Origin of the sequence: Porphyromonas bennonis DSM 23058 = JCM 16335, assembly GCF_000375645.1 — a bacterium.
In the GTDB taxonomy this organism is placed as follows: domain Bacteria; phylum Bacteroidota; class Bacteroidia; order Bacteroidales; family Porphyromonadaceae; genus Porphyromonas_A; species Porphyromonas_A bennonis.
Genome location: NZ_AQWR01000021.1, coordinates 1 through 12156, shown reverse-complemented (window position 1 = coordinate 12156; position 12156 = coordinate 1). Strand labels below are relative to the sequence as shown.

Here is a 12156-nt window from a genome sequence, read left to right as displayed (position 1 = left end):
GTCATCTCGCTGCTTTTACCAGTTTCTTCACCCGTCGGAGGTCATTCTCAGAGGTGGCGGCATCGCTTGCGATGCGTGCCAGCGTCTCCTCATCACGCACGCCATTACCAGCGGCCACGAGGCAGACATCCTCGGTCGTCACCGGCTCGGTCCGGAAGAGCCTCCTCCCCAGGCGGCTATTCAGCTCGGCGTACCCTCTCCGCTGATTGCGGAGCCCCCTCCGAAGTCGTGGCTCCACAGCTCCCGTCGAGAGGAAGACAAGGCCACAGCGGTCCTCGAGGAGGTTGTAGATCTGTATGAAGTAATTGAAGCAGCCATCCGTCAGCTTATCCGCCTCGTCGAAGATCAGCACAGGCCGCTCCTCACTGATGAGTACCTCCACGATCTCCATGAGGCACTCCCTCAGGCTGGTGCCGGTGAGCTTGCGACCGATAGAGCGCGCCAGCTCGCGGAGGAACTCTCTCCTCACCATATCAGCACAGAGGACGTAGTGAGCGTGTGTGTGCGTCTCGGCGTAGTGCCTAGCAGTAGTGCTCTTACCGCTCCCTGCCTCGGCGACGATCCACGTACAGCCGGCCTCATCCTGCGCATCCTGGAGGACGGCGGTGATCTCCCGAAATACTCCTGTCTCGACGAGCTGCCAGCCGGTCGCGCCGCCGGCAGGGCGGGTCTTGGCCGCCACCTCTCTCCACTTGTCGTCCGACACTTGCCCCTTGGGGTCCAGGGCGAGCATCACGCTCACCGTGCTCGAGGAGATGCCCAGCATGGTGGCTGCCTTGGACTGGCTGCCTGCTTTCTTCTCCACATACTTGAGCAGCTGCTCTTTGATCCTTTTTTTCTCTTCTCTCTTCATCGTAGTAAGTTCTTATATGGTTTAGTACTTTCTTTTCCAGTCTCGAGCGCTATCCTTTGCGGGCGTTGCTATCGCTCCGCCGGCACTCTTTCTCTTGTCCTTTGGAGCCTCTATAAGCGCCCCCTCGATGGTGTCCCAGGTCATCATGCTCACCACCTTCTCCACTGCCGCCGGCTCGATGGAGGTGATGGCGGAGAGGGGCTGGAGGGGTACCGGGTGGATACCCTCACGAGCGAGGGCAGCGCGGCGCTCTCGCACCTTCCGGTCGGTCGCCTGGTCAATATAGGCGTGATCCTCGGCGCGGGTGCTCTTGGGGTCGGGAGCGAGGGAGGGCTTTCCCACCCGCCAGACGGCGTCGGTGGCCCTGCCATCGGCCTCCAGCTCGAGTCGCGCCCGCTTATCCTCTCGCTCTATCTGGCGGATCCACTGCCGATCCTCGGCGGTCTGCTCCTGAGCAGCTCGGTGGATCACCACCTTGGGCATCAGCTTCCGCTCGTAGCGGAGGTCTCCACTCGCCTCTTGGCGATAGAGGTACACCCGGGTGTCATCCTCGGGATCATACCGCACGACAAAGGTCTCGTCCACATGCTTAGCTCGCCACTCCCAGTCCACGGTAAGCTCTCCCTCGGAGGTGTGGGTGTAGGCATCGTAGCTCCGCACCTCTTCGCCATCCTGCACGTCAAGTCCGTCACCGGTAAAAGTGATCGGACGGGGGCGAGTGAGGAGGAAGAGGTCGCGCCGGTCGCTCTCTGAGAAGGACGTGAGGGCGACATTCTTGCTCTCCTCGTACATCTTCCGCCTTGCGATGCCGGTATGGTGGTGGGGCATCTGATTCCATACCTCACGGAGCTCTCCGTACTGCCGGGATACCTCCTCGGCGGACTGGGGGAGGAGGTTGAGATTGGCCTTCAGCCACTCCACATTGGGTCGGCTAAATATGGACTTGGCGGTCACGTTCTGCCCCGTAAACCAGGGGAGGCGCTTGAGGACTTGACTCTGGAGCCGTCCGAAGAGGTTCTCGATGGTCTTCGATTGCGGCCTATTGGGCTGGGTCGATCGGTGGAGGATGGCGACGCGGTCGAGCCACTCCGTGGCGATGCTGCTCGTCTGGCCTCCTTGGTTGTCATGCACGAGCTCGTAGGGGCGGTGCCCCGCTTTCTCGAGAGCCATCCGAACGGCTTTATATTGCAGCTCGAAGGTCTCCTGTTCGCCCACACTGTAGCCGATCAGGCAGTCGGAGTAGGCATCTATCACCTCCACCACCACGAGGCTCCGGAGGGTACCGTGGTCATTGTAGTAGAGGTTGAGCTTCGTCCCGTCGATGTACCAGAGGGAGTCTCTCTCCCGGGGCATCGTGGTCTTGTGCTTGTACCCGTACGCCTGGTAGGTCTTATGTTCGCCGATCCGTGGGGTGAGCCACCGGGACTTCACTGCCGGACTGGTGAGGTAGGCCCGGAGCGTCTGGATGCTCTCCAGCGGCTGGAAGCCGTAGAAGCCTGCCACGCGATTAAATTCCTTCATGATCTCCTCCGTCGAGAGGGTCGGTATCTTTGAGCGCTTGAGCGCGACGAGGAGGTCCCCGGCCGCAGGGCTGATCTTCTGGGAGTTCGTATTGCCGAGGGTGCGGGGCACCAAACTGGCGTAGCTCTCTTTCTCATACTTCCGGAGCCTCGAGATGAGCCTCCGCATACTCCGAGGGAGTGTGTGCCCTGTGCCCTCTCGGAGGGCCTCAGAGACTCGCTGGAGGATCTCGGGGATACCCGCCCCTCCGTTTCCCAGCATGTCGCGCATAAGGGTCAGCCGCTTCTCCTCGCTGCTTAGAGCATTGAGGACGGAAGCATTGGTCGCATACTCATTGATCTGGCGGTCGGTGAGGTGGGTCGCCCGACCATCGGCACCCACATAGGTGTAGCTCCCGAAGTAGCCCATCGCCTTGAGGTCTCGCTCCACGACCACCTCCTTGGGGGTCGTATCCTCGCCGGTGGCGGAGGGGAGCCCGTGGCGCTCGATGAGCCGATCTCTCAGCTCCCGGGGGAGACTGTCCACATCCACGAGTGCCTTCACTCCTCGACCTCTGGCTCGACGGGCGTAGCGGACCACTCCCCGAGCGAGCCGGCTCCGAAGCGTCCCCTCTCTCATGATCGGGTCTGCTCCACCGCTGAGCTCTTCGTAGGTGGCTGACAGCTTGCCGTCGTAGTACTGCATGGCTCAGAGGGACGCTGCGAGGAGACCCATACGAGCCTGTAGGCTCATCAGCTGGACGACCTTCATCTTCTCGTGATGCTCTCTCTCCTGTCCATCGACGTAGACGGTCACGTCTCCCGTCTCTTTGTCCGCCACGAGGCGGATGCGACTGCCCCACGTCTGGATCATCTGTCCGTGGGCATTGTGGATCGTCGCCATCTCTTTGTCAGGGAAGTGCTTCCCTCCTTTCTTTAGGGCGAGTGTCCGGATCTTCTGTGCCAGCTCCGTGTTGCTCCTGTAATTGAGCGCTGCCGAGACCATCTCGCGCCGCACGCCGAAGGTCTCCTCTAGCCACTTCCTCACTTCCTGGGTCACCAGGATCTTCTCTTTTAACATATCTCTTTACTCTGCTTTTTGATTACCTTTATAGCCGTCACACATTGTGATCACATGACAAAGATACGATTATAATCGCAGCAACCAAATAAAATGACGACTAATATCGCAACTTCTAAGGAGAGGCTTCAGGAATACCTAGACCGCATGGGAATTCCGACGAGTGTATTTTATCGGACCACTGGGCTTAGCCGTGGTCTTATGGACTCGGATAAACTGCATCAATCTCTGTCCACCGACAAGGTTGCGACTATAATCGCAACCTACCCTGATCTGTCTTTGGAGTGGCTCATTACTGGAGAGGGGTCGATGCTCCGCTCGGAGGATGGCATCCGCTTCGAGGAGACTATTCAGAGAGCTCCCGTTCGGCTCCATCGGATAAGCGGGAAGAGTAGGGACACAGTAGTCTCGGAGCAGTCTGTGCCGCTCTATGGCGTGGAGGCCACCGCAGGCATCATGGCTCAGGGAGACATGAGCGACTATATCATCGATCACATCAGCATCCCGCACATGCCGAAGGTCGACGGGGCGCTCGTCGTCACAGGCGACAGCATGTACCCGATCATCAAGAGCGGCGACATCGTCCTGTATAAGGTCTTCCAGGACTTCCGGCACATTATTTATGGACAGATGTACCTCGTCTCGGTGAGTATGGAGGGGGATACCCTCGTACTCGTCAAGTACGTCTACAAGGTCGAGGGAGCAGAAGACTTCATCCTTCTTGTGTCCGAGAATAAGCATCACGAGCCGTTCAAGGTGCCGCTCACAAGCGTCCGCTCTCTCGCACTCATCAAGGGCTCCATCCGATACCATGTCATGTAGCGGAGAGGCGTGTGCGCACTCTCTTAACCCCATTTTATGCCTTTCATTCTATTAATCAGATTGTTAGGAGTAATCCGAGATGACTTTTATCCCATACGGAGGACATACTTTATACCCTCCGAAGCGTGCATAATTAGCCATTTTCCTGTTTTGCCGAGCTGGTCACCCTATCCCGAGCAGTCCCAAAAATTCAGCTTAGTGCATACCCTAAAGGGGTAAATGCATACCCTAAAATGCACGTTTCGTTTTATTTTAACATTTCGAGGCATACCCTAAACTCGAAAATGCATACCCTAAACGCATACCCTAAACCTTTTCACCCCTTTTTTGACCCTTCGAGGATCGTTCGAGAGCCTTCCGAATATCCCCCTCATTTCGCCCCTTTTTTAGGCCCGTTTTAGTCCCTTTCACCCGTCTCCCTCCCTTCCGAGCGGAATACATACGCAAGCGCCCGCAAAGCCGATTAAATCAAACTTTGCGGGCGCTTTTCTCGCTTATATATTCCCCTTTCTCTCCCCTAAATCGTCAAATCATAAGGTATCACCTCCTGGCTTAACATTATCTCCTCGAACGCTCTCGAACGTCCCCTTCGATCTTAACCCAAAATCATCACAAATGCACATTTCGTTTTAGCGCTCCACTTTCCTCACATCCCTCCTCAATACCCTCTACACCAATAAAATAACTCTCCTTTTCGTTAGTCACCTTTCTGTACACTTTGTTTCCTCCCCCTTATAAGGAGGATATATTCAAGCAGTCGGCGGACTATTTTTTCCTTGCCTTCTTTCAAGAGGCTGATTATGGTGAGGAATACTTGAGTTGCCCTACTCCTTTAAAGACCTTTATGGTGAGATGTTTGGAACTCATTGAAGCCAGGATGGGGATGTATATACAAGAGAAAGACATTGAAATAACTCCTGCAAGCTTTATGAGTTTTACTCTTTACTTGACAGACCACTACGAAGGATGGCAAGAGAAAATACTTGAATACAAGAGACAAAAGATAGGGGCTTGGACAAAAGCCATCAATCTAGCTAAAGAGAGGAGTGAAATACGTTCTGACGTAGATACTGCGTTGCTTGCGGAGACTTTTCATAACCTCTATATGGGGTTGTCCTATGGAGGAGCCTTAGTGGATAAATTGTCCATCCCTGACTTACAGAGACTGTGGGATTATATCTACCAGCAACAAGCTCTACAATAGGGCTAATGAACTCAATAATGGGATTGTATATGGGGATATTTAGTACTGAAGAAAATGGGGTGTAGCAGGGACAACTATCGTATGGGAGGGTATGGTTCATTGCTTTACAACCACCGTGGACTCTCTGCAATGAGTGCTTATAGAAAATGACTTTGGGATATAATAGGTCTTTAGTAGAGTTTTTCAAAATATAGAACGCAAGTATCAATGTGTGATAATATATTAGACAGCAAATGTGATATGAACAGGAAGAAATACCTCACTTTACTTTCAATAATATCTGTGCTGCTCGGTGCATTCTCGTCACTCAATGCGCAACAAGTTGTAGGAACCATTATTGATTCCTATGGGGAACCCATTCCTTATGTGACGCTAACGACATTAGCTTCTTTGGAAAAAGATGCAGAAACGATCCAGATACACCACACCGACTCCCTTGGGTACGTCGCCTTCGACCTTTCGGAGAAAGAGGCGGCTATCCGAGCAACATTCCAGGGCAAAGTTCTCTTTGAGGAGCTATTGCCTGCCCCGATCAATGGGGTCATAGACCTGGGGAAACGCCAAGTCTCTATCTCAAATGAACTGGACGAGGTAGCTGTCACAGCAGTAAGACGGGCGGTTCGGATGAAAGAGGGAATCCTCACGTTCGACATCAAGCATACCCCAATGTATCAACTCAAAGGGTATAACGCCATTGATTATCTCAGAAGAACCCCTAGGGTAAGCCAGTCGGGAGATAGCTTCTTAATCGACGGCAACCCAGCAGAAGTGCGTATCAATGGGCAGAAAACCAACCTATCAGGTGGCACCCTTCATGACCGTCTGCAAGCCCTTCGCTCAGATATGATCGAGCGAATCGAAGTGCAGTTAGGACAGTCCGCAGATCTCGGAAGCGGTATTACGGGGGGATATATTAATGTTGTTCTGAAAGAGATCAACGGATATACGGGCTCTCTATCTGCCGACTTGGGCTATGCTGGCAACGAGATTAAAAATGGGGAAAAGCATCCTGCCCACGATGAAGGTCTTTATGCCCGCTTCGTATATGGCAACTCTCGTGTGCAAGGGTTTGCAAATGCCTCTGTGAGTTCGTCGAGATATCCCCATTACTTTGTGGAAAGGGCGTACTACTTCGACAACAAAGTCATCAAGGAAAATAACCATTTCCTTAGCAATAAGTACCTGGCGTATAGTTTTAACCTTGGAGCCAGTGCTCAGCTCGGCGAGTTACACTCCATTAATGGAACGGCAAGTTATCGCAGAGCTCCTAAATCTCTGTATGAATCAGCAACAGCGTTAGAGCAGCCAGCCACGCCCCTGCTACAAGACATACTGACTAACGGGGAAAGTAGCTCTACCTCTTTCACGGGAGAACTCAATCATACATGGCACTCTAGAGACGATAAATACAACTGGCTGAACTCCCTCTTCTATTTGAATAATAAAGCACATGCCACAGATGGTTTACGCTACTCTACCGATGGGAACCCTATTAAGGAGGAGCAGAATATCAACGATGCCAGCAATCAACAATTCTACGCTGCGACTCAGTTATCTACACAACTAACCCCTATATGGGTTCTAGAGTCTGGTGCCTCATATACTATGACCAAAAGCAACACCAACTATAGCTTCCACGGACAAGGACAATCCCTCGTAGACGCTCACTCTTTGTACGAAGAGCATTTGGCCATTATTTTTGCCCAGCTGCAAATGAGTAAAGGAGAATGGAGCTTATCAGGAGGATTGAAATACGAGCATACTTATGCCTACTCTCGCACAGCCAATAAGAAGCTTAATGTGGGGCAATTGTTGCCTTCTGTAAGAATTGGGTATAATGCAGGAGCATACGGCAATATCAGTCTGAGATACTCCAAATGGCTCTTTCGTCCACCATTTGAACTTACCAATAGCTATCGCACAAAAAGAAACGACTATCTCTACTCCGTTGGCAACCCTGAACTACGCCCCGCCTCTACCCATTCATTTGGTTTAGACTATTACTGGAAGTCATTAGGCTTAGGTCTCAGCTACTCTATCACCAATGATTACTTACAAAATAGTTACTTCTACGAAGCCCCAATAGTCATTGTCACCAATAGAAACATGCCTACCCAACACAAGTGGACTGGCAACATTTCATACTCAGGAAATATCACCTCTTGGTGGTATACCTCCACAGAGGTAGGAGTGGCCTTTCAATATCACCCAAAAGCAATTTGGCTAAAACGGCATACACAGCCATACGCCGGCTTTAATAACACTTTCACCCTTGCTCCGGGGCTACAACTTAACGCTGGGATATCCTATGCACACAGCTGGATGATGCAAGATGTGTTGGTAGGGAAAAGACTAAAGAGCAAGATAGATATGAAGTACCAACCAAGTGGAAGTGATTGGGATTTTTCACTTGCCATTAGCAACCCGATCCGGATATCTCGTACAGAGAACGATTTTAGACAAGACCCCAATCTCAGGGTGCTCTATTTTGAAGATACTGCCTTCCCGTCAGTAAGCTTCTCTATCTCCTACTTCTTTGGAAAGATGGAGACGCACTCAAAACCCAGCATCCTTAATATGGATCAATATAGACTATGATACAAATAACGGAGGACGCCGAAAATCCAATCAACAGAGTGGGCAAAAAGTATTTATTGCAATCTCTGCATCAGAACAAAAGAAACTACGCTCTGTATTAGCCGACAAGATATGAAGACTACAAGAGTAACTTCCACCATAGTTATAATACTGTGTTGCCTTGGAATGTCTCTGCAAGCTACAACTGCACAGGAAGTAGTAGGTCGAGTCGTCTCAAAGGATCGCACTCCACTGGAGAATGTGCATGTGTTACTGTATAGTAGCCAAGACTCTACATTGCTTACGATGGCTGTAACGGATAGCTTAGGTAGGTATGCGATGAAACTTCCGGAGAAGGCATTCAGCGTCACCTATTCACTCATCGGAGCTAAGCGAGTCACTATCCCATACGATAGCACACTCGAAGCTTACCGAGAGGTGATTATGGAAGATGATGCCACTGCTCTCGAAGAGGTGGTCGTCTTAGCTCATCAAGTGCGTACTAAGCCTATCGCAGGTGGCATAGAGTGTCGTATTCTTAATCAAGACTTGATCAGCAATCGTACTGCCGTAGATCTTCTGGCCTATGTGCCGATGATCTCAAAGAGGGGCTTGGACAGCTATTCAGTGGTAGGTACGGATGATGTCGTCTTCTTTATCAATGGTCGTCGCTCCCTCATGTCAATGTCGGCCTTAATGAGCTATCTGAAGACGCTATCAGCTAGCCAGGTCAAATCGATGAAGGTACTCTATCATCCATCACCGGAGTATGGAGTCGGTGAACGTACGGCAGTCATCGACCTTGTCATCGAGGACGACAATGTGGGCTTCCAAGGAAGTGTGCGTGGAGAGCTGATCCGGACTAGAAGGTGGAAGGAAACGCTCGGCACGACGCTCGTCTATCAGGCACCGAGATGGCAAGTGCAGCTCTACGCAGGAGCTCGTAACCTGAGAGACTATGAGCGCAGTGAGGGAGAGACTCACTACTTACAGTCGGGAGTGGTCAATACCTCCGAGCAGCTCCGAGACACCCGTCGTCGACAGTATGACCTCAACCTGACGGGAGAATACAAGATTGCAGAGGGACATACTGTGGGAGCCTCCGTAGATCTCTACCGGTATGGAGGTAAGCCTCGTACTACCATAACCGACCGTTATAGCTCCTCTGCCGTAGACTCGACCTTCGCGGGACTCATCAACAGAGACTACGTGGATAGCTACATAGGGAGCATCATCTACTACCAAGGTAAGCTTCCCCATGGTATGTACTTGACGGCAGAGGGTAGCGGTCTCTGGAGTGACTATCGTCAGACGATGAGCCAACGTTATGACAGGAGTGACCTGCCGAGTCATCCAGTCTACTTGGACTACCAGTCCAGCCTCCCTATGGCAACGAGTGGCTACTCCCTTAAGATGCAGCTATCTATTCCGCTCTCTGAGAAACTCTCCCTCTATATGGGCGACAATAGTTCGCTAAGCCAGGCTCGCTACGGTGAGACCTACGACATCCGAGTGATCCCGGGAAGCTTTCGTCCGATTGACCGTACATTGCATTACAGCGAGATATTACATCGTCCTTATCTCTTGGCGAACTATCAGCTTCCGTATAATCTCACTCTGTATGGCGGGCTGTACGGGCAGTATCATAGTACATCGGGCGCTTATGATGATGGTGCAAGGCAACACTATTCGGGACGATGGTACATGCTCCCCTATGCCAGTGTATCTTGGAGGCGAAGTGCACTGAGTCTCTCGTATGGCTTCTCCATGAGTAATACCTACTCTTCCTTTGCATCATACTCTCCCATTGTCAAGTGGAGTGCAATGAATGCTTACACGGAGGGCAATCCGGAGCTGAGACCAGCTCGCTCTGTGTTTCACTCCTTGACGGCTCGCTACCGCAACTTTTATGCACAAGCTTATTATGGAGAGAGGAAAGACAACATTGGTAGCTTTGCCATACTGACTCCTGATCGAGTAATTGCTACTAAGAGCTACAACTACGGTGTTGGTCGTTCGCTTAGCCTCTCTATGGGATATGGAGGTGACATCACCTCTTGGTGGTATGTCAATACTAATGTATCGGGAAGCTACTCTCGTAATGAGGTGACTATGGAGGGGCTCCCTCAGTATGGGGACTACTACCGGACGTGGATGGTGGATGGCTCCTTCAACAATGCCTTCACGCTCTCAAGACGCTACGACTGGACAGCAGATGTCAACTTCAGTTACTCATCTCCTTACCATCATCTATACACCACACAGGATGGGATAATGCAGTGCAACATCATGACGAGCAAAGGTATTGGCTCAAGTGTCACGCTGACCTTATGGGCATACAAGTCATGGAGGCAAAGTCTCGGACACGGCATCTACTCGTGGGGCTTATCAGAGAGTCATACACCAGACTTCGATCGGTGGACGAAGTCGTGGGGTGAGGATATGGGCATCTCGCTATCCATCTCTTACTACTTCGGCAAGTCATCGCTCAATCAGAAGATCCAAGCGAAACGATCTGACGCCTCACGCATCATTTCCAACAACGATTAATAGAGTGCTTTTTTCGCTAATCGTATGACTTCATGAATACATTCCTAAAATAGGAAAAGAAATTTTATAGTATTTCCGCTGAGATGCGATGGACTACAGACGTGTGCCTGGCATTGGTGGTCGGGTTACCGGCCGGGGCAGCTGTGCGATCTCGGGCGTAACCACGAGTGCCGAGACCCGCCTCTTCCCCCTCGACCCCTTGTGGGTCGCCGAGCAGAAATCCCCCCTTCCGGCGACCCCGCCAGGGTGTTGCACTTATTAGGGAGCCAAGAAACCACTGCGACGCCATAAAGGGCTCGCGGAATGAACCTCCGCCTCTCCGTTACACCGCGTATGCCGTGGTAAAATCAAACTCGAAGAAACTCAAACAAGAGAGCACCGGAGAGTATCACAAGAATCACTCTTCCCCAAAAGGCTCTCGTGCTGATTTGGAGTGATCCCTTCCTCTTGAGATATATCGTCAGGATCGGTGCTATTCCGTAGATCACAAAAGCGCCAATAAGGGACAGCAAATGGCTCCTGAATAGATAGTAGTTCAGTACTAATAGAAGGCCTCCGAGGACAAAAAAGGTAACGAATAGGAGGTCCGCATAGTAGTTTCGTTGCTTGTTCATTCACTCAAGATGGCATTGGTGTTTTCGGAGGGGATCTCTCTCTCCGAGCGACGCATCCGCGGGATGAGTCGTCTGTGTGATGCTATCGCTTTGGATGGCGATGATGGTCCTCCTGATCGCTTTCTCCCAGGACCTTTCGTAGACCCAGGCTGTAGGTCTCGTCCGCCACATCAATGAGCGTATTGAGCGCATATACCCTAAGCTCAACCTGACGGGCTTGCTCTCTTGTGACTTGGCAAGCTCGATCTCCATCTTGGCATTCTCTTTTTCCTTTCGCTCGATCTCTGCCCTCAGTCTTTGCTTCCGTTCGATCGCGAGCTGCTCAGCAGGTGATGGGAGGTCTCCGTGACCATCTCCGCTCGGGCTGTAGTTCTTCTCTTTCTCCATAAAAGTCTCTCCTGTATAACACTATGCACAAGATACATAATCTTGATCTCTTATCCGTCCCTTTGCAAAGCCCCTCAGGGGTGACGCATTTGAGAGACACCGTAGCCATTCATCTAATAGTGAAGAGTGGTGAACGAAGCACCCCGACAGGGGTGCCCGCTTTTTAGACCCGGGTCAAGGGGCGTAGCCCCGACGACCCGGGGGGCAGGCATTGCAAGCGATCCTGCGACCCCGCTAGGGTGTCGCACTGATTGACTGACTGGTATGTGCGACACCCTTGCGGGGTCGCTGAAGGCTCTGCTCGGCGACCCACAAGGGGTCGAGGGGGTAGGGAAGGGTCTTTGTACATCGGTCACCGCTTCGCGGATGACCGATGCCTATGGAGCGAGCACCCTTCGGGTGCCTCACGGATAAGCCCTCTACGTATATGATTACCCCAATGCTCAAATGCGTCACCCCTGAAGCCCCTGGGTGCAGATAGTTGAATGGTGACAAGTTATTATGTAGCTTTGGTCTGCGATAGGGACTGATAGCTTAGTCGATAGGTACTTGGCGCCTGTTAGTCCTCC

General features: G+C 51.9%; 8 protein-coding genes. 4 read left to right on the top strand and 4 right to left on the bottom strand.

Annotated features, from left to right (window positions below; genetic code table 11):
• Window position 1: 1 nt before the first annotated feature.
• From B088_RS05060 to B088_RS05050, 3 genes are read right to left on the bottom strand one after another with little or no spacing between them, the layout of a single operon-like run.
• Complete coding sequence (locus B088_RS05060) at window positions 2-853, bottom strand: AAA family ATPase (RefSeq protein WP_018107331.1); 852 nt, start codon at window positions 851-853, stop codon at window positions 2-4.
• 21 nt (window positions 854-874) lie between these two features.
• On the bottom strand, window positions 875-3058 hold the full coding sequence (locus B088_RS05055) for a Mu transposase C-terminal domain-containing protein (RefSeq protein ID WP_018107330.1): 2184 nt from the start codon (window positions 3056-3058) through the stop codon (window positions 875-877).
• 3 nt (window positions 3059-3061) lie between these two features.
• Entirely contained in the window at window positions 3062-3433 is a 372-nt protein-coding gene (locus B088_RS05050) for a hypothetical protein (protein WP_018107329.1), read from the bottom strand.
• A gap of 309 nt (window positions 3434-3742) precedes the next feature.
• Here B088_RS05050 and B088_RS05045 point away from each other — a divergent pair, with 309 nt between their 5' ends.
• The 4 genes from B088_RS05045 (at window position 3743) to B088_RS05030 (ending at window position 10586) form a co-directional block, all read left to right on the top strand.
• Window positions 3743-4255: a S24 family peptidase gene (locus B088_RS05045; protein WP_018107328.1), complete on the top strand. Its 513-nt coding sequence runs from the start codon at window positions 3743-3745 to the stop codon at window positions 4253-4255.
• An 856-nt stretch (window positions 4256-5111) separates the two neighbouring features.
• The gene (locus B088_RS05040; RefSeq protein WP_155802318.1) at window positions 5112-5459 is read left to right on the top strand and encodes a TetR/AcrR family transcriptional regulator; all 348 of its coding nucleotides are present in this window, start codon (window positions 5112-5114) and stop codon (window positions 5457-5459) included.
• 240 nt (window positions 5460-5699) lie between these two features.
• Window positions 5700-8057, top strand: coding sequence for a TonB-dependent receptor (locus B088_RS05035; RefSeq protein WP_018107326.1), 2358 nt, complete (start codon window positions 5700-5702; stop codon window positions 8055-8057).
• Between the two features lie 285 nt (window positions 8058-8342).
• Complete coding sequence (locus tag B088_RS05030; RefSeq protein WP_245546728.1) at window positions 8343-10586, top strand: outer membrane beta-barrel protein; 2244 nt, start codon at window positions 8343-8345, stop codon at window positions 10584-10586.
• 614 nt (window positions 10587-11200) lie between these two features.
• Here B088_RS05030 and B088_RS05020 read toward each other — a convergent pair.
• The gene (locus B088_RS05020) at window positions 11201-11587 is read right to left on the bottom strand and encodes a hypothetical protein (protein WP_018107323.1); all 387 of its coding nucleotides are present in this window, start codon (window positions 11585-11587) and stop codon (window positions 11201-11203) included.
• Between the last annotated feature and the right edge of the window lie 569 nt (window positions 11588-12156).